This window comes from Paraburkholderia suaedae (assembly GCF_040812055.1).
In the GTDB taxonomy this organism is placed as follows: Bacteria; Pseudomonadota; Gammaproteobacteria; order Burkholderiales; family Burkholderiaceae; genus Paraburkholderia.
In genome coordinates this window covers 76,211-93,724 of record NZ_JBFOAH010000011.1, presented here as the reverse complement: position 1 = coordinate 93,724, position 17,514 = coordinate 76,211, and the positions used below count along the sequence as shown (strand labels likewise).

Below are 17,514 nucleotides of genomic sequence, written 5' to 3'. Positions count from 1 at the left end.
GCTCGGGCTTGCCGCCTTTCAAAGATCGTCGACGCTCATGCCCAGCTCAGCCGCCATGCGCCGGACCACCGTCTGCAGCCGGCTCACCTCGTCGGCCAAACGCTTCTGCTCGGCCTTCACCGCTTCGAAAGCGGACAACGGCATCGACTCGTCCTCCGCGCCCGGCTGCGCAAGCTCGCTCGCGCTGACTTCGCCGCACAGCAGGTGCGTCCAGCGGTTCTCGCGCTCGCCAGGCGTGCGCGCCAGCCTGGCGACACGGGGCGGATCGGCGGCAGCCATTTCATCGAGAAACGCCTCGACCGACGAGATATCGGCAAAGCCATGCAGACGTGCGCTGTTCAGCCGCAACTCGGCGGCGGTTTGCGGACCGCGTAGCAGCAACGTGGTCAGCAACGCCGCAGACTGGCTCGGCAAACCGAGCACGCGATTCATGTTGTGCTCGAAGCGCGGCACGCGGCTGCTGCTGCCTTCCAGCGCGAGGCTGAGCCGCTTGAGACCGTCGAGGGCGGTCAGCACTTCGGCCTCGGTCGCGTTCATCACTGGTACCCGGCCGGTTTTCTGGTTGCAGCCGAGCGTCAGCGCGTTGAGCGAGAGCGGGTAACTGTCGGGCACGGTGTGCTGCTTCTCGACGAGCACGCCGAGCACGCGTCCTTCGAGCAACGTCAAGGCACGGATCGCAGGCCGGGAGGAAGCGTCGGGAGTGGAGTTCATAAATGATGTCGCGACATAAGCCGCCGGGTCTCGTGGATGATGCGCGTTACCGTGGCAAACAAGCAGGCGGCGCGTTGTGGTTTGTGGGCACTATGATAAACGGCCCGGGGCGCCGCGGGGTAGCCATGCCGGCAGCGCGAGCGAGTGGATGCGGGCCGCTTCGCGGTTCGCACGCCGGGCAGCGCCGCGCACGTTGCTGTCGTCGACGGTCAATTGCGCGCTGTCTGCTACTGTTGTCTGACCAAGATCGTTTCTGTGGAGCATCCATGCACGCCGCCCGCGTCGCGAAGCACCGCCTGGCGCACACTGCCGGCCGCGAAAGCGACGAGGCCGCGCGCCTGAGCGACGCGCAGATTGCCACGGAAGCGATCCGCCGGCTCGCGTGGGATGCCGCCGTGCCCAAACACACGGTCAAGCTGAAAGTCTCGCGCGGCCGCATCACGCTGCGCGGCGAATTGCAAAGCGAGCAGCAAAGAGCCGCCGTGCTCGAAGACGTGAGTCGCCTGTTCGGCGTGACGGGCGTCTCGGATCGCACAGTTGTCAAGTCGGGATAGCATCGGTCCGTGTCGGGCCAGGCTCGCTAACGCTCGGGCATGCCCGCTCAGCCTATCCACGTCCACTTGCGGACCACGTCCTGGTCGATACCCTCGGCATGCGCAAGCCAGATGTTCGATGATCTGCCCGCGTAGCCATTCCTTCGTATGATCGCCGACGCCGCGCAGCGACGGCACGCGATCGATCACATTGATTGCCAGCGAAAAACGATCGACGTGATTGACGATGGCCAGTTTGAGCGGCGTGTTGATGTTGCCCTTTTCGAAATAGCCATGCAGGTGCAGATTGTCGTGATTCGTGCGGTTAAAGGTCAGCTTGTGCATGCGCGACGCATACGAATGGAAGTTGAAGATCACCGGCTTGCTGGTGGTGAACAGCGAGTCGAAGTCGCGGTCGGACAGTTCGTGCGGATGCGCACGGGCGGGCATCAGCCGGAACAGATCGACCACATTGACGAAGCGGATCTCACCAGCAGGAAGCTTTGCCCCGGGTCCGAGCCCCAGGGACCGAGCGGGGCCGGCCGCCGCATCCGCCGATCTTCCAGTAGACTTCCGCTGCACCGGCACTCAATGTATTAAGCTGTTCAAACCGGGCTGCTCGAACCGCAAGCCCGATGCGTAGCGGAGCGCCACCCACGCGCCCCGCCTTCCTTCCCTCTTACTGCAACGCCGCCATGTCGACACACCGCCCTGCCAAAATGTTAGCGATCATCGTTCTGTCCGTCGTGCTGGTGTGCGTGGGCGTCGGTGTACTGCTCGGCGTATTCGGGTTGCTGGTCAAGCTGTTCAGCCTCTTGTAATGCAACAGTCGCGGCTCGCGCGCAAACTGCGAATCATGAGCGATGTTGCGCGAGCGCCGCGTCGCCCCGCGTTGCTGTTGTCCCGTTCCATCGCAAGGAGACTCCATTGACGGATGCCGCCGATACCACAGCCCCTTCGGGATCGCACCTGGACCTCGAACTGCAGGCGCTCGCGCAACAGATTTTCGATCTCGCACGGCGTGGCGATGCTGCGATGCTCGCCGCGGTGATAGAAAAAGGCGCGCCGCCGAACCTGCGCAACGACAAAGGCGACAGCCTCGTGATGCTGGCGAGCTACCACGGTCACGCGGACGCGGTGCGCACGCTGCTCGAACGCGGGGCCGATCCGAATCTGCGCAACGACAACGGCCAGACGCCGATCGCCGGCGCGGCCTTCAAGGGTTTCGCCAAGGTCATCGAGACCTTGCTCGCGCACGGCGCGGACGTCGAAGGAGCATCGCCGGATGGCCGCACCGCATTGATGGTCGCCGCGATGTTCAATCGCACCGCGATTATCGAACTGCTGATCGCGCACGGCGCCGACCCCAACGCCCGCGATGCGAACGGCGTCACGGCACGCGAGGCGGCCGCGCGCATGGGCGCGGGCGATGCGCAAGCGCGCCTCGACCAGCTCGGCCGGTCATGATGCGCCGGGCAGTGCGGGCGGTTTTCGTCGAGCGCTCGATGGAATGGAGCAAGCATGTGGGTCCGCGCCCGCATCTACGAACCGCGGTTCTCCCCCATCAGCGCATCGAGATCGAAGTTCGCCAACTCGCCAATCCGTTCGATGCTCACATCCGCTGCCGGGTTGCTCGCGATCTCTTTCGGATCGAAAGCATAGTGACCCTGGCGCGGAAACACCGTCGTCAAAGTGCCGCCCCACGCCTGCTTCATCGCGCCCAGAATGCGCAGTTTGTCGTCGACCATCACGTAGTGGCGAGCCGGGTAGCATTCCATCACCTGGTCGAGCATCAGTTCCTTGTGGATGTAGATCAGCACGCGTCCTTCCACTTCGTCCCATAACCCCGAGCGGGAAATCTTGCGCGGCTGGAACACCACGTCGCCATCGGAGAGGATCACCGTGGGCCCGCGCTTGCCGACATGTCGCAATGCATCCAGCGCGCCCGGATAGAGACGGTTCGCAAACGGGTACTCGATCAGGAACGACGCCATCAGCAAGAGCCGCGTGTCGCGCGGATGCTCGCGCCGGTAGCGCTGCAATGCGCCCAGGTAGTCGGCATAGCCCAGCTCGGCACGCAAGTCCTCGAAGATTTCCCAATACCGCGCGCTATTCTCGGCGCCGAACTCCCGCATCATGTGCGAGCGCAAGTCCGACAGCACGTGATCGTTGTCGAGCAGCGTGTTGTCACAGTCGAACAGAAAGACGACGTCGTGCGGCGTGGAGGGGGTGGCTTGCATCGCGGCTTCCTTGCTTGAGGTGTGTCGTGGGGCGTTGACTTGTTGGCGGGGTCGAGCGCGCGGGCGGCGCGCCGGGCCATGTGTTGGGGGCGCGCGCTTCGGTCGCGGGGTCGGGTCGCGCGCGTCGGGCATTCAGGTCACTTCAGCTCACATCAGATCACCCCGGGTCATCCCGGCTCACCCCCGGGTCACCCGCTGAGACCGTGCATTGACGTCCCGTCCTGCCCCCCGCTCGCGCAACCGTACGATGACCCGACGAGCCTAGCCCTTCGGCCCCTCTCCTGCCTGCGCCGCTTTTTCGACGTGGCCGCCGAAATCATGCCGCATCGCCGACAACACGCGGTTCGCGAAATCCGCTTCGCCGCGCGAGCTAAAGCGCGCAAACAGCGCCGCGCTCAGCACGGGCGTGGGCACTCCTTCGTCGATCGCCGCCGCTACCGTCCAGCGTCCCTCGCCCGAATCGGATACGCGTCCCGCGTAATTCCGCAGATCGGCGTCGCCGGCGAGCGACCCGGCGATCAGGTCGAGCAGCCACGAGCCGATCACGCTGCCGCGCCGCCAGACCTCGGTGACGTCGGCGAGATTCAGGTCGTACCGGTACAGCTCGGGGCGCCGCAGCGGCGCTGTTTCCGCGTCGGCTTCGCGGGCGTGCTTGCCTGCGTCGGCGTGGCGCAGAACGTTCAGGCCTTCCGCATACGCGGCCATCATCCCGTATTCGATGCCGTTGTGGACCATCTTCACGAAGTGCCCCGCGCCTTGCGGTCCGCAATGCAGGAAGCCCTGGTCGGCGGTGCTCGCGCTCGCGGGGCGCCCCGGGGTGGGCGGCGCCGCGGCAGCGCCCGGCGCGAGTGTCGAGAAAATCGGTTCGAGCCGCTTCACGACCTCGGGCTCGCCGCCGATCATCAGGCAGTAGCCGCGCTCACGCCCCGCGACGCCGCCGCTCGTGCCGACGTCCACGTAGTGAAGCTGCCGCGCGGCGAGTTGCTGGCCGCGGCGGATATCGTCGTGATAGTAGGAGTTGCCGCCGTCGATTACGATGTCGCCCGGCTCCAGCAAGGGCACGAGCTTTTCGAGCGTCGCATCGACCACCGCGGCGGGCACCATCAGCCACACGGCGCGCGGCTTGTCGAGCCTGGCGACCAGGTCCTGCAACGACGCCGCGCCCACCACGCCTTCCTGCTCGAGCCTTTCGACCGCCGCTGGCTGCACGTCGTAAGCGATGCACTGCTGAGCGCCCTTTGTCAGGCGCCGGACCATGTCGGCGCCCATACGTCCCAATCCAATCATGCCTAGCTGCATATCTCGCTCCGGAAGGTGGCTCGTTGTGCTGCTCGATCTCGTTTCGGCTAGTGGTCGCGAGACGGTGCCGGTGTGATCGCGACAGGTGCTTCTTTGCCAGGTCAGTAGCGCGTTCAGTAGTGAATTCAATGCACACGAGCGGCCTCGTGGTTTGTGCCGATCACTGTAGTCGCCTCGGCGCGCGAACGCCGGACACACGGTAGCTGCCTTGGCTCGTTCGTGCGGCCAGCGCGTATCGCCGCGCGCGTTTAAAGACGATACGCCTCTTTGCAGAGGCGTGGTGCGGCATACAGTTCCTTGATGGACGTGACTGTTCGTCTCTCTGCGCGTGCGGGCATATTCGCGCGCGCGCCGTCCTCCGTGAGCAATACGTGAGCAATAGGTGAAGGATACGTAAGCCATGGGCGCGGGCATGGCCAAGTGCCGCACACGGCCCGACGTCACTCGCCCTGCCCAGGCACCTGCTGCCGGCGCCTGGCCAGAAGCTTTCGCTGCTGCTGCACGGCAAACTCCGTGATCGCCCCCCACATCAGCGGGTAGCGATAACCGGGCACCGCGAACAGCACCAGCGCGCACAGCGCGAGCAAGCCGCAGAACACGAACGTGCCGCGATAGCTGAACGCCTGCACCAGCATCCCCGACAACACGCCCGACAGAATCGAGCCGACCCGCGCGGCGTTGAAGAACAACGCGGTGGCGCGGCCCGGCGAATGCGGCATCAGATCCTGCACATAGGTCATTCCCAGGCACGAGGTCACGGCCACCACGAATGCGTTGAGCAGCTGCATCGGAATCAGCACGTTGACATTGCCTGCCAGCGACATCCCGACGAAGTACGCGGCATGCACCGCCGCGCATGCGGCGAGCCAATTCGGCTTGTGCAGCGACGCCGACTTCGCGCCCAGCGCGAGCATCAGCGGAATCTCCATCAACGCGCCGAGGCCGAGCATCACCGACACGTCCAGATGCGAGCCGTTCAGCCCATGTACGATGTAAAGCGGCAGCACGATCATCGTCGCGTTCGCGGCGAGTCCGAGCAGTGTCAGCGCGGCTACCGCGCGGGCGATGTCGTTGGCCGACGCAACGCCTGGCAACACCTCGTGCGCGTCTTCTGCGGGCGCGGTCAGCGGCGGCACGGTGATGGACGCCGACGGCTCTGACGCGGTGTCCTCGACGGTGTGATCGCCGAGATGTCCCTGCGGCTCGCGCATGCGCCACACGATCGCCGCGCAGCTCGCGAAGCTGGCCGCGGCGAACAGAAAGAGCCCGTAAAAGCTGGTGGCCGCGAGCACCAGTGCGCCCACCGACGGCCCGAACACCCACGCCGCCGACAGCACGGTGCGCAGCGTCGCGCTCGCGAACACGCGCTCCTGCGGGTCCGGCACCGGCAGCGCCGCGCGGCTGAACGCGAACACCATCGAAATGGCTGAGCCGCCTGCGCCGATGAAGACGATGCCAACCGCGAGCAGCAGCCGGTAATCGCGCACCACGCACAGGGATAAATAGCCGAGCGAGGCGGCGATGAGCGCGGCCAGCAGCAGCGGCCGATGCCTGCCGCTCGCATCGGTCCAGCGGCCCGCGAGCGCGCTGGAGAGGACGCCGCTCGCGGCGATGAGCGTCATGAACACGCCGAGCCTGAACGGCGTCATGCCGGCGCGCTCGACGCCGAATAGCGACAGGTACGGCGCGGTGAACGACATCGCCACGCCGAGCATGAGGGTGGCGGCGGCCAGCGGCTTGAAGCCGGGAATGCGCAGCAGTCCGAAAAAGCGTGAGGTTTTCAGCACGAGGGGCGGTGGTCAGGGGCGAGCCGTTAAGCGCGATGCGCGCCGAAGGTTCGGAGCCGGAGCGACCGGGGCATTATCGACCTGGCTTGCGCTCACGTAAACCCGCGCCGCGCTATCCCAAATTCGCCCGGGCAGCCGCGCCTCGTACGATAACGGCGCGATCGGCGAACTGCGCGTCCGCTGACGGCTACTTACCGTCGGTTGCACGCATTTGCTGCGCTTGCGCCTTGTAGTCGTAAGTCGGATAGAACTCGGTACGGTAGCCGCCCCAGGCGGTCGATTCGATCGCCCGGTTGACTTCGCGCAACCGGCTCGCCGGGACCCGCAGCGTGACCACCTGGCCAATGCCCATCATTACGTACCACGACACGACCTCGATGCCGGGCGGCGGAAAGTTCCGGAAGAAGCCTTGCGCGCGCAACTGGTCGTTGATCTTGGGCAGCGGTTTGGACTCGTCGTGGCGCAGGAAGATGGTGAGCAGGAAAGTGTCGTCGGGCGCGGAGGCGGCGAGCGGCGCCGAAGCGCTAGCCGCAAGCGCAGCAGTGCCTGGGATGGCAGTTCCTTGGGCGGGCTCGTCGGCGTAGGCGAGCGGCGCGGCGATAGTCGATGCGGCGAACAATGCAGCGAACGACAACCCGAACGACACCACCAGCGACGCCGCCAGCGTTACGCGCCGCCTGCGACGAGCGGGTTTCGCGGAGTATGTGGCAGACCGGCTGCTGGCGATTGCAAATGCGAAGTGCATAGATGCCTCCATGACGGGTTGAGCACCACCTTCGAGGTCCTTCGACGCTGCCGCGCACGATGCACCACGGCCCGGCGCGTTCGGTCTCGCGGCGGCGTGACGCGAGCAAGATGCGCTCCTGCAGAGGGCGACCCGGCGCGCTACACCACGACGTAGCCGCGCTTTTCGAGCGTCCAGCGATGCCATCGGTTGCCATAAACGCCGCATGCAACCGCGAACAGAATCGACAACACCAGCCCGATGAGGTCGGCCGTCTCGCCCCACAAACCCATGCCTAGCAGAATCAGATTGACCCCCAGCATGACGAAAGCGGCGAACCACATTTTCTTCGACAACGCCCAGATGAAACCCAACAGACAGGCGGCCCAATTGAAGCCGCACGCGATCGCCACGGTTTCGTCGTTGCCGGGATAGTGCAGATAGATCCGTGCTTCCATTTTCCTTCCTGAACGCATTGGCGCGCCGCCCTGTGGCAGCGCAGGCATGAGGTTCCACGCGCGGCGGTGCAACCCGGGCGCCGGGCTCGCAATCCACGCGAGGACGAGGCGCTCGCCGGCTCGCTCGCACTCGCGTGGCTCCGCGCTGTGACGATCAGCAGCATAGCTGCTACTCTTGGCAAATCCACTGCAGGCCACAGGCGCCTGCAAAGTTCGAACACGCTTGGAGCTCGCATGGCAACCCGCACAGCCTACTCTCCGAAGGCACCATCACGCGCTGAACTCGACGCGCTGTCCGGCGTCACGGTCGTCGAATTCGGTACTGACTGGTGCGGCTACTGCCAAGGCGCGCAAGCGTCGATTGCCCGCGCGCTCGCGCCGCATAGCGGCCTCAGACATCTGAAAATCGAAGACGGCCCCGGCCGGCCGCTGGGCCGCTCGTTCAGGATCAAGCTTTGGCCGACGCTCGTGATCGTGCGCGACGGCGTCGAACTGGCGCGGGTCGTTCGGCCGCGCAGCGCGGAGGAAATCGCGCAAGCGCTTGCGTCGCTCTGATTCGCGCGCCGCTGTCGTGCAAAGCTGTCAGGCAAGCCCGCGCCCGGGCGCTTCGTCCGGTGCACCGCACCCTACACGGATAGCCGCCGGCACCGCAACCGCATCCACCGCATCGCACCGACCCACCACGTTTCACCGATCATGCGACAAGCCATCCACCATCTGAGCGTCAAGGCCCGCGCCCCAGGCCTCGTCGAGTTTACCGCCCAGGCGCGCGGCTTCGTCGCCGGCCAGGTCATCAGCACCGGGCTGCTCACGCTGTTCTGCCGCCACACGTCCGCGTCGCTGCTGATCCAGGAGAACGCCGATCCTTCGGTGCAGCGCGACCTGGAGCGCTACTTCGCGAGCCTCGCACCCGAAGACGCCGAGCGCTACGAACACGACGCCGAAGGTCTCGACGACATGCCGGCGCATCTGCGCACCGCGCTGACGCAGGTGCAGCTGTCGGTGCCGGTCGAGCATGGACAGATGGTGCTGGGCACGTGGCAAGGCTTGTACCTGTTCGAACATCGCCGGCGTACGCAGCCGCGCGACATCGTGCTGCATCTGCTCGGCGAGTGAAGCGGTCTTGACGGGCGCGAGGCGCGATCGTCAGCCGTCAGCCGACACCGCGAGCCGCCGTTTTTTGCACCTGAACTGATCGAAGGACTGTCGCGGCATCTGATCCTCAACCGGAGCAAGGGAGGCATTTCATGGACACCCGTAGCGAGCTGCAAGCCACCGTCAGCGCAATGGTTCAACCCGGCAAGGGCCTGCTGGCCGCCGACGAAAGCGGCCCGACCATCGCCAAACGCTTCAAGACGATCGGCCTCGATTCGACCGAGGAAAATCGCCGCGCGTATCGCAATCTGCTGCTCGGCACGCCGGGACTGGGCGAATTCGTGAGCGGCGTGATCCTCTACGAAGAAACGCTCGGCCAGAAAGCGGACGACGGCACGCCGTTCCCGCAGCTCGCCGCCCGCAACGGCATCGTGCCCGGCATCAAGGTCGACCTCGGCAAGGTGCCGCTCGCGCTCGCCCCCGGCGACGAAATCACCGAAGGACTCGACGGCCTCGCCAAGCGCTTCGTCGATTACAAGCGGCAAGGGGCGCGCTTCGCCAAATGGCGCGCGGTCTACAACATCACCGCGAGCCTGCCGAGCCGCCTCGCGATCGAAGCCAACGCCGACTCGCTCGCGCGCTATGCGGCAATCAGCCAGGAAGCCGGCATCGTGCCGATCGTGGAACCGGAAGTGCTGATGGACGGCGATCACACGATCGAGCGCAGCGCGGAAGTCACCGAGGCGGTGCTGCATGAAGTGTTCGACGCGCTGCACCGCCATCGCGTGGTGCTCGAACACATTCTGCTCAAGCCGAGCATGGTGCTCGCCGGGTCCGAGCATGCGCAGCCGTCGTCGAGCGCGGACATCGCCGCTTATACGGTGCGGGTGCTCAAGCGCACGGTGCCGTCAGCGGTGCCCGGCATCGTGTTTCTGTCGGGCGGGCAATCGCCCGAGGAAGCGACCGCGAACCTCGACGCGATGAACCGGCTCGGCGCGCTCCCGTGGAACCTGAGCTTCTCGTACGGACGTGCGCTGCAGGAGCCGCCGTTGCAGGCGTGGCGCGGCCAATCGGGCAACGTTGCGGCGGCCCAGCAGGCGCTGCTCAAACGCGCACGCCTGAACAGTGCGGCCGCGCTCGGCAAGTACGACGCGGCGCAGGAAAAGAGTTAGGCGAATGTTGCGGGACGGCGCGCCTGGTGCTCGGGTCTGACGCGGGCGCCTCGCGCCAGGCGTTGCACGCCAGCGCCAGCGCCGGCGTTACCGATAGGCGTTGCACGTCGGACGTTGCACGGCCCGCTTTGCCAGACCCGAGCCCGCCGATTTTCAATCAGCGGCTGCCGATGGTCGTGCGCGCGATCTTGTCGACCAGCGCCTGGAGCGACACCGGCTTGCCGAGATGTCCGTCGTAGCCCGCGCGGATGGCCCGCGCGGCGTCCTGCGGGCGGCCGAAGCCCGTCAACGCGAGCGCCGGCACCGACGCCGTCCCCGGCAGCTGGCGCAGCGCGGCGATCAGTTCATAGCCGTCCATCCCCGGCATGCCGATATCCGAGAGGATCAGGTCGAACGTCTGATGCTGGGCGAGGGCGAGCGCCGCCGCGCCATTGGTTTGCGGCCACACCTGCGCGCCTTCCATTTCGAGCAGGGCCTGGAACGCCTGCAGGCTTTCCACCGCGTCGTCCACCAGCACGATCCGCATGCCCTTGAGCAGGCTCGCGTCGCCGGGCGTTTCGCCGCTTTCGCCGGGCACTTGCGCGCTGCCGACCGGCAGCCACACGCGAAACCGCGCGCCCTTGCCGAGCCCCGCCGACTCGGCCTGCACATGTCCGCCATGCATCTCCGCCAGTTGCTTGACGAGCGCGAGGCCGATGCCAAGACCGCCGCTATGCCGCCGATGCGAACCCTCGGCCTGGCTGAACATGTCGAAAACCTGCGGCAAAAACGCGGGTTCGATGCCGCGTCCGGTATCGCGCACCTCGACGCATGCCTGGCCGTTTTCGTGGGAAAGCCGGATCGTCACGCTGCCGCCTGGCTGGGTGAACTTCACCGCGTTGCTAACGAGGTTCCACAAGATCTGTTCGATGCGCACCGGGTCGGCCTCGATGAAGAACGGCTGCGCCGCGCCATCCACCTGCACGCTCACCTGGTTGGCGAGCGCGTCGGGCTCGATCGCACTGCTCACGGCCGTCGTGATCGCCGCGATGTCCACCCGCGAGCGCTCCAGCGTCAGCTTGCCGGTGCGCACGCGCGACAGGTCCAGCAGGTCGTCGATGATCTTCGCAAGGCTCACTACCGAGCGGCGGATTGCATCGGCCGCGTCGTGCACGACCGAGAGCCCCTGGGTGGACGGCGCGCGGTCGAGCATGTCCGCTTTCACGTGAATCAGGTTCAGCGGATTCTTCAGTTCGTGCGACAGCACCGCGAGGAACTCGTCCTTGAGCCGGCTGGCCGCCTCGATCTTCTGCCGCACCGAGCGTTCCAGCGAAATCTTGCGCTGTTCGAGCGCTTCGGTGCCTTTGCGCTGCGTCAGATCGCGCACGATCTTCGCAAAGCCTGTGAAGCTGTCCGACGAGATCGGCGTGATCACGCCGCTGCAATAGAGCCGCGCGCCGTTCTTGTGCACGTACCAGCGCTCGTCTTCGGCGCGGCCCTCGCGCGCCGCGCGTTGCCGTTCGATCGCAGGCTCGTTGGCTTCGCGCTCTTCCGGCAGATAGAGCGGGTCGAGCATCTGCCCGACCATCTCCTTCTCGCTGTAGCCGAAGATCCGTTCGGCACCGTTGTTCCACGTCACCACGCGGCCGTCCATGTCCTGCACGATGATCGCGAAGTCGTTGGTGCTTTGCGCGGCCAGATGCAGCCGCTCTTCGCTCGCGCGCACCCGTTGCTCGGCGCGCCGCAGGGCGCTGATGTCGACGATGCTCAGCACCGCGCCCTCGATGCGGTCGTCGGTGGTGCGATACGGCGACAGCCGCGTGAGGAAATAGCGCCCGTCGGTGCTGCGAATCTCGCGCTCGATCAGCTGCAGCGACTCGACGACGGCGGCGGTGTCTTCGGCCAGTTGCGGATAGTCGAGCCGGTGCGTGATGTCGTGCAGCGAACGGCCGACGTCGGACGGAATCACGTTGAAGAGTTCCGTCGCAGCCGGCGTATAGCGCTTGATTCGCATCTCGCGATCGACGAATAGCGTCGCGATACCGGTCGACGCGATCACGTTCTGCAGGTCGTCCTTGGCCTTGCCTGTCTCTTCGATCTTGGACTGCAACTCTGCGTTGACGGCGAAAAGTTCCTCGTTCAGCGACTGCAATTCTTCCTTGCTGGTTTCGAGTTCCTCGGTGGCCGCGCGCAATTCCTCGTTGATCGCCTGCAATTCTTCATTCGACGCCTTCAGCTCCTCGGTGGACGCCTCCGACTGCTCGACCGTCGAGCGCAATTCCTGTCGGGTGCGATGTAGTTCGTCCTCCAGATGGACCAGCAGCGAATCCTGCGAAGCCGGCATGGGCGTCTCGCGGGGCGCCGGTGCGGCATCGGCCGCAATCTCCTCGAAGATCACCAGCGCGAATTCGGGCGCGTTTTCGGTGCCGCGATAAGGTCGCACGATGATCCGCACCCGCCCTTGCGGCGGAAAGTCGATTGGCTCGGTCGACGCTTCCTGCTTGCTGCGCAGCGCCTGGAACAGGGTGCCGCGCAATTGCAGCCGCAACGCCGGCTGCGCCAACGCGATCAGGTTGTACGACGGTTCGCCGCGCGCGAAGCGCAGAAAACGGCCAGCGTGCTCGGACATATGGAGGACGTTCGCATCCATGTCGATCACGACGCTCGGCGGCGCGTACAGCTCGAGGATCCGATGATGCAGCGCCGCAAACGGCAGCGCCTGCGGCAGCGGCGGCGTGCGCCCCGCATGCGCGACGGCGGCGGCGCTATGCTGCAGCACGGGCAGGCTGATCGGCGGACGCAGCGCACTCGTCACCACGTTCGCGCGATACAGGCGGTTCTTCTTGTCGACGGCCGTGAACAGCTCGCCGGCGGCCTCGGCGGATTCCGAACTGCCCAGCAGCAGATAGCCACCCGGTTGCAGCGCGAAGTGAAACATTTGCAGCACCTGGCCTTGCACACTGCGATCGAGGTAGATCAGCAGATTGCGGCACGACACCAGATCGACGCGCGAAAACGGCGGATCGCGCAACACGTTGTGTACGGCGAACAGCACCCGTTCGCGGATCGCCTTGGTGACGCGAAAGTGGGAACGCTCGGCGGTGAAAAACTGCCGCAGACGCGAGGCCGAGACGTCAGCCGCGATGGACTCCGGATAGAGACCGGCGCGGGCGAACGCAATCGCGCGCTCGTCGATGTCGGTCGCGAACACATGCACCGGAATGTCTGCCTGCCGCTCCGCATATTCGGCGAGCAGCATTGCCAGCGAGTACGCTTCCTCGCCGGTCGCGCAACCCGCCACCCATGCGCGCACCGGGTCATCCGCGCTTTTTTTCTGGAACAGCTTCGGCACGATCTCGCGCTCGACCGCCTCGAAGATCTCGCGGTCGCGGAAGAAGTTGGTCACGCCGATCAGCATGTCCTTGAGCAATGCCGGCGTTTCGTCGGGGTGCGTGAGCACGTAGTCCTGGTAGGCCTGCAGATCGGGAATGCCGTTGACCTGCAAACGCCTCTCGATGCGCCGCAGGATGGTGGCGCGCTTGTAATGGCGGAAGTCGTGCCCGGTGCGCGCGCGCAACGTGGCGAGCACGCCGAGCAGGGCCCGCTCGGCGGCGGAGGCCGAATCGGCCGGCTTGACCGCGATCGTTTCCGGTTCGTCGTCCGTGACCGGCAGGCGGATGGAGCGCGCATTGTCGGCCAGCTCGCGCAGTTTGCGCGGCATGTCCGCGACCGGCAGCGCGAGGTCGATCATGCCGGTGGCGATCGCGTTCTGCGGCATCTCTGGGTAATCGGCGTCCGCGGGGGCCTGCGCGATCGTCACGCCACCCTGCTCCTTTACCCTGCCGATGCCGGTCGCGCCGTCCGCGCCGGTGCCCGACAGCACGATCGCGATGGCGCGTTCGCGGTGGGTGTCGGCGAGGCTGCGGAAGAACAGGTCGATGGCGATCGGGCGGCCGCGCGGCCGGTCGGTTTCGGTGGACGTCAGGTGGCCGTCGTCGAGCGCGAGGTCGTGCGACGGCGAAATGACGTACACGTGGTTCTTTTCCACCTGCAGCGTCTGTTGCACCTGATGCACCGGCATGCCGGTGACGTGCTGCAACACCTGGTCGGCGCTGCTCGAATGGTTGGGCGACAGATGGAGCACGACCACGAAGGCCATGTCCATGTTCGTCGGGGTGTTCTCGAAGAATCGCAGCAACGCCTGCACGCCGCCCGCGGATGCGCCGATGCCAACCACCGGAAAGTCCAGTGCGCCGGCCGCATGTGCGGCGCTGCCCGCCGAGCCGGCGGCGGGGCCCGGAGTCGTCTGCGCGCCTGCGGGCGAACTCGTCTGCACGGCATTGCGCGCGTTTGTCCGGGGCGCACCTGCTTTACTGCCACTCATACTCATCCCTTGTGCGATGCGCCGCATCTGCGCCGGCCTCGTCCCATGACGGCGGGGCGTTCAACTATCGATATTTTTTATCTAGTAGCAGATATTGTCGCGTGTGTAGCGTCGCATTGCAAAGTCCGGCTTGCGGTGGCGGGCTGCCGGGGCGGGCTCTCGAGCCTCGATGGCAGTCGTGCCGTTCGGCGAGGCCCGAACCCCGTGCGCCATGCCGAGCCGCAAGCAGTCCGGGCGGCCGCGGAACCCGGCGAGGCACGGCGATCCCTGGGCCTGTCCGGGCCGCCGCGCATCAGCCCGCGCCCGCCGTTCTGTCGCGGAGCGCTGCCGTGAGAGCCGGCGCGGCGCGCCGGTTCAGCGGCCTGTTCCTGCACCGCCCGTTTTTACTGCCCCTTCGTGTCGCTGCTGGCGTCGGCGCCCGGCATGTTGGTCGTGTCGGTGGCCGGCTTGGTCGCCTTGGAGTGCTTCATGTGATGCTTCCTCGGATGAGCCATCGCGCCCGAGGCCGGCGTGCCGCCTTCGCGGGTCGAATTGGCCGTGGTGTTGCCGGCGCTCGGGTCGTTGCCGGCCGGCCCGCCACCGCCACCACCGCCGCCTTGCGCCACAGCGAGCGACGAAGCGGCAAACAATGTCGAAACGAGCAGTGCGTATCGGGTCTTCATAGCTGATCTCCTGTCAGGAAAGAAGCGGGTTGCGCCAGCTGCGCCAGCCGGAAAACGCATGCCTCCGACTCCTTTTAGCAAGGGCTATGCCGCGCTCCATAGCAGCTCGGCACACAGTGCTTCAAATGCACGGAAGACGACGCCAGGCGTGCCAGACCGCTGGCTACGGTTCGCAGGCCACCAGCGCGTGCAGCTCGTCGATATTGAACGGTTTGGCGAGAATCGCCACACCCAGGCGCCGCGCGCGTTCGAGTTCGTCGGCGTAGCCGGTCATCAGCGCGATCTTCTGCGACGGCCACGCGCTGCGGACTCTTTCCGCGAGGTCGATGCCGTTAAGCTTGCCCGGCATCTGGATGTCGGACAGCACCAGTTCGAAACGCTCGCCGCCGTTGAGCACCTCGAACGCCTGGTCCGCGGTGGACTCATGTCGCACCCCACAGCCGAAGGTTTCCAGCACGGCCGCGACGCCGGCCGCCACGTCCGCGTTGTCCTCCACCAGCAACACCACGCCGGACGGCGTCGACGCGGGCTGCTGCAGCGTCTGGACCTCCGCCGCTGCCGGTTTGCGCTCGCGATGACGCGGCAGATACATCCGCACCGTGGTGCCGCTGCCAGGCACGCTGCCGATCTTCGCGGTGCCGCCCGCCTGCTCGCACATCGACAAGACTTGCGCGAGCCCGAGGCCGGTGCCCGAACCGCGCAGCTTGGTGGTGAAGAGCGGCTCGAACGCGCGCCGCGCGACCGCCTCGGACATCCCCTCGCCGTCGTCGGTACAGGACATCAGCACGTATTCGCCGTCCGGCAGCAAGGTGTCGCTGCCCACCAGCCGGGTATTCTGGCAGCGGATCAGGAAGCGCCCCCCACGCGGCATCGCATCGCGCGCGTTGACTGCCAGGTTGGCGATGGCGAATTCGAGGTCGGTCGGGTCGGCCAACACTGGCCATACGTCGTCGACCATCTTCAACCCAAATTCGACGGTGTCGCCGAGGGTGGCGTCGATCAGCGGCGCCGCCGCGGGCAGCCAGCGGGCCAGATCGATCCGCTCCTGTTTTAGCGGCTGCTTGCGCGCAACGCTCATCAGGCGCCGGGTCAGCGATTCGGCGGAGGCGGTCGCGCGCTCCACCGCGAGCACTTCGTTTTCGACGTCGTTATAGCCCTTGATCCGCGCAAGCTCCATGTTCGCGGACGTCACCATGAGAAGGTTGTTGAAGTCATGAGCGACGTTGGCCACGAGGTTGCCGAGCGCGCTCATGCGCTGCAGCTGCCGGGTCGACGCCTCGGCGGACAGCCGCATCGCCACCTCGCCCTGCCAGCGTTCCCACGCGCGGCGCTCGCCCGCCAGCTGGCGCAGCGAGTAGACCACCAGCAGCCAGATCGCGATGCAAGGCACCGCCGTGAGCGCGGCGATGATCAGGAAGTGGCGGCGCCAGGCCTGCGCGATCGAGTCGGTCGCATACGCGCTCACCACGTAGAGCGGATAGTCGCCGACGCGCCGAAACGCCAGCAGGCGCTCGACGCCATCTACCGGGGAACGCAACCGCAGGCGTCCGAACAGCTGCTTGTCGCGCAAGGCCTCGGTGAATGCGCTTTGCGGAGCCGATTTCGGGTACGCCGTCCGCGCCGGGTAGCGCACCAGCACACTGCCGTCCTGCCGATAGAGCGCCAGCACCAGCGACGAGTCCCCATTGGTCAGCTCGCGATAGAAGCGCGAAAAGTAGTCGTTGCGCAACGCCACCGACACCACGCCGAGGAACTTGCCGTCGGCGCCCGAACGTCCAATCGTGGTATTGAACACGTGCGTTCCGGACACCGCCCCGTACAACGGCCGTGAGAAATACGGCTGCGGGCGCCTTGCTTTCGCGGAGAGGAAGTCCTCGCGCTGAGCAATGGAAATGACCGGCGCGGGATAAGCGATGTTCGACACGAGCAGCTCGCCGTTCGCGCCGAGCACACTGATCGAAGACACCTGTGGGAAGTCGCCGCCAATCTCGCGCAGGCGCTCGTGTAATTCGGCTTCGCGCCCACCGATCTGCGCATCGTCCGCGTTGCCGAGCAATTCGACGATGCGCGAGGCCATTTGCTGGTTCAGATCCAGCACCTTGTCGGCCTGCTCCTCCGTGACGCGCGCGAGGCGGTCGATCACGTCGTTGGCATCTGCTATGCGGCGCTGGTAATCGAAATAGCCGTAGCCGCCAAGGCAAACCAGCGGAAACACGACCGACACGGCCAGCACGATGAGCAGCATGCGCCGCGTCGCGGCAAAGTTGCGCGAGGGCATGGGGAAATCGACTGCGACACGCTCGGCACGCTGCACGGCCACGGACTCCATGAAAGTTAAGACACGGGGCACGGTACTGCACGTAGCGTGCCGCATAGGTGATCGTGCGCCCGTTCCCTTGGCGAAATTTACAGCACTTCCGCTGTTCTTCCAAAGCCTGCCGGACAAAGGGACGGCGTTCCCCGACACGTG

15 protein-coding genes and 1 pseudogene are annotated in these 17,514 nt (G+C 66.2%); 6 read left to right on the top strand and 10 right to left on the bottom strand.

The genetic code is table 11. The features are described from left to right. Positions 1 to 18: 18 nt before the first annotated feature. Entirely contained in the window at positions 19 to 711 is a 693-nt protein-coding gene (locus ABQJ48_RS17030) for a YceH family protein (protein WP_367839173.1), read from the bottom strand. A gap of 266 nt (positions 712 to 977) precedes the next feature. Here ABQJ48_RS17030 and ABQJ48_RS17025 point away from each other — a divergent pair, with 266 nt between their 5' ends. Next, positions 978 to 1,265 carry a BON domain-containing protein gene (locus tag ABQJ48_RS17025; RefSeq protein ID WP_367839172.1) on the top strand — a complete coding sequence of 96 codons (288 nt, stop codon included), beginning with the start codon at positions 978 to 980 and terminating at the stop codon, positions 1,263 to 1,265. A 47-nt stretch (positions 1,266 to 1,312) separates the two neighbouring features. Here the strand turns inward: ABQJ48_RS17025 and ABQJ48_RS17020 are convergent. Beyond that, a pseudogene (locus ABQJ48_RS17020) lies at positions 1,313 to 1,742 on the bottom strand (phosphoketolase family protein); the annotation flags it as partial. 197 nt (positions 1,743 to 1,939) lie between these two features. Here ABQJ48_RS17020 and ABQJ48_RS17015 point away from each other — a divergent pair. Further along, a complete protein-coding gene (locus tag ABQJ48_RS17015; protein ID WP_367839171.1) occupies positions 1,940 to 2,065 on the top strand; it encodes a hypothetical protein in 126 nt (41 codons plus the stop codon). Positions 2,066 to 2,171: 106 nt separating this feature from the next. Further along, positions 2,172 to 2,711: an ankyrin repeat domain-containing protein gene (locus ABQJ48_RS17010; protein ID WP_367839170.1), complete on the top strand. Its 540-nt coding sequence runs from the start codon at positions 2,172 to 2,174 to the stop codon at positions 2,709 to 2,711. A 74-nt stretch (positions 2,712 to 2,785) separates the two neighbouring features. On the opposite strand, the gene ABQJ48_RS17005 is transcribed toward ABQJ48_RS17010, so the two are convergent. The 5 genes from ABQJ48_RS17005 to ABQJ48_RS16985 form a co-directional block, all read right to left on the bottom strand. Beyond that, complete coding sequence (locus ABQJ48_RS17005) at positions 2,786 to 3,484, bottom strand: HAD family hydrolase (RefSeq protein ID WP_367839169.1); 699 nt, start codon at positions 3,482 to 3,484, stop codon at positions 2,786 to 2,788. A gap of 261 nt (positions 3,485 to 3,745) precedes the next feature. Next, positions 3,746 to 4,783, bottom strand: coding sequence for a phosphogluconate dehydrogenase (NAD(+)-dependent, decarboxylating) (gene gnd / locus ABQJ48_RS17000; RefSeq protein ID WP_367839168.1), 1,038 nt, complete (start codon positions 4,781 to 4,783; stop codon positions 3,746 to 3,748). A gap of 440 nt (positions 4,784 to 5,223) precedes the next feature. Continuing rightward, positions 5,224 to 6,570, bottom strand: coding sequence for a sugar efflux transporter (locus ABQJ48_RS16995; RefSeq protein WP_367839167.1), 1,347 nt, complete (start codon positions 6,568 to 6,570; stop codon positions 5,224 to 5,226). A 187-nt stretch (positions 6,571 to 6,757) separates the two neighbouring features. Next, entirely contained in the window at positions 6,758 to 7,315 is a 558-nt protein-coding gene (locus ABQJ48_RS16990; protein WP_367839166.1) for a hypothetical protein, read from the bottom strand. A gap of 140 nt (positions 7,316 to 7,455) precedes the next feature. Continuing rightward, positions 7,456 to 7,752 carry a DUF2628 domain-containing protein gene (locus ABQJ48_RS16985; protein WP_367839165.1) on the bottom strand — a complete coding sequence of 99 codons (297 nt, stop codon included), beginning with the start codon at positions 7,750 to 7,752 and terminating at the stop codon, positions 7,456 to 7,458. A gap of 234 nt (positions 7,753 to 7,986) precedes the next feature. Here ABQJ48_RS16985 and ABQJ48_RS16980 point away from each other — a divergent pair, with 234 nt between their 5' ends. From ABQJ48_RS16980 to ABQJ48_RS16970, 3 genes are all read left to right on the top strand, one after another. Further along, complete coding sequence (locus ABQJ48_RS16980; RefSeq protein WP_367839164.1) at positions 7,987 to 8,307, top strand: thioredoxin family protein; 321 nt, start codon at positions 7,987 to 7,989, stop codon at positions 8,305 to 8,307. Positions 8,308 to 8,448: 141 nt separating this feature from the next. Beyond that, positions 8,449 to 8,868 (top strand): secondary thiamine-phosphate synthase enzyme YjbQ, encoded by a 420-nt coding sequence (locus ABQJ48_RS16975; protein WP_367839163.1) that lies wholly within the window; start codon positions 8,449 to 8,451, stop codon positions 8,866 to 8,868. Between the two features lie 131 nt (positions 8,869 to 8,999). Beyond that, entirely contained in the window at positions 9,000 to 10,019 is a 1,020-nt protein-coding gene (locus ABQJ48_RS16970; protein WP_367839162.1) for a class I fructose-bisphosphate aldolase, read from the top strand. Positions 10,020 to 10,176: 157 nt separating this feature from the next. Here the strand turns inward: ABQJ48_RS16970 and ABQJ48_RS16965 are convergent, their stop codons facing one another. The 3 genes from ABQJ48_RS16965 to ABQJ48_RS16955 form a co-directional block, all read right to left on the bottom strand. Next, the gene (locus ABQJ48_RS16965; RefSeq protein ID WP_367839161.1) at positions 10,177 to 14,382 is read right to left on the bottom strand and encodes a CheR family methyltransferase; all 4,206 of its coding nucleotides are present in this window, start codon (positions 14,380 to 14,382) and stop codon (positions 10,177 to 10,179) included. 383 nt (positions 14,383 to 14,765) lie between these two features. Then, positions 14,766 to 15,044: a hypothetical protein gene (locus ABQJ48_RS16960; protein WP_367839160.1), complete on the bottom strand. Its 279-nt coding sequence runs from the start codon at positions 15,042 to 15,044 to the stop codon at positions 14,766 to 14,768. Positions 15,045 to 15,207: 163 nt separating this feature from the next. Then, on the bottom strand, positions 15,208 to 17,358 hold the full coding sequence (locus ABQJ48_RS16955) for a hybrid sensor histidine kinase/response regulator (RefSeq protein ID WP_473094149.1): 2,151 nt from the start codon (positions 17,356 to 17,358) through the stop codon (positions 15,208 to 15,210). Positions 17,359 to 17,514: the final 156 nt, after the last annotated feature.

What these genes read in the sequence shown, in the direction of transcription:
- ABQJ48_RS17030 (WP_367839173.1), bottom strand. Translation starts at nt 711, where the DNA reads ATGAACTCCACTCCCGACGCTTCCTCCCGGCCTGCGATCCGTGCCTTG.
- ABQJ48_RS17025 (WP_367839172.1), top strand. Translation starts at nt 978, where the DNA reads ATGCACGCCGCCCGCGTCGCGAAGCACCGCCTGGCGCACACTGCCGGC.
- ABQJ48_RS17015 (WP_367839171.1), top strand. Translation starts at nt 1,940, where the DNA reads ATGTCGACACACCGCCCTGCCAAAATGTTAGCGATCATCGTTCTGTCC.
- ABQJ48_RS17005 (WP_367839169.1), bottom strand. Translation starts at nt 3,484, where the DNA reads ATGCAAGCCACCCCCTCCACGCCGCACGACGTCGTCTTTCTGTTCGAC.
- gnd (WP_367839168.1), bottom strand. Translation starts at nt 4,783, where the DNA reads ATGCAGCTAGGCATGATTGGATTGGGACGTATGGGCGCCGACATGGTC.
- ABQJ48_RS16990 (WP_367839166.1), bottom strand. Translation starts at nt 7,315, where the DNA reads ATGCACTTCGCATTTGCAATCGCCAGCAGCCGGTCTGCCACATACTCC.
- ABQJ48_RS16985 (WP_367839165.1), bottom strand. Translation starts at nt 7,752, where the DNA reads ATGGAAGCACGGATCTATCTGCACTATCCCGGCAACGACGAAACCGTG.
- ABQJ48_RS16980 (WP_367839164.1), top strand. Translation starts at nt 7,987, where the DNA reads ATGGCAACCCGCACAGCCTACTCTCCGAAGGCACCATCACGCGCTGAA.
- ABQJ48_RS16975 (WP_367839163.1), top strand. Translation starts at nt 8,449, where the DNA reads ATGCGACAAGCCATCCACCATCTGAGCGTCAAGGCCCGCGCCCCAGGC.
- ABQJ48_RS16970 (WP_367839162.1), top strand. Translation starts at nt 9,000, where the DNA reads ATGGACACCCGTAGCGAGCTGCAAGCCACCGTCAGCGCAATGGTTCAA.
- ABQJ48_RS16965 (WP_367839161.1), bottom strand. Translation starts at nt 14,382, where the DNA reads ATGAGTGGCAGTAAAGCAGGTGCGCCCCGGACAAACGCGCGCAATGCC.
- ABQJ48_RS16960 (WP_367839160.1), bottom strand. Translation starts at nt 15,044, where the DNA reads ATGAAGACCCGATACGCACTGCTCGTTTCGACATTGTTTGCCGCTTCG.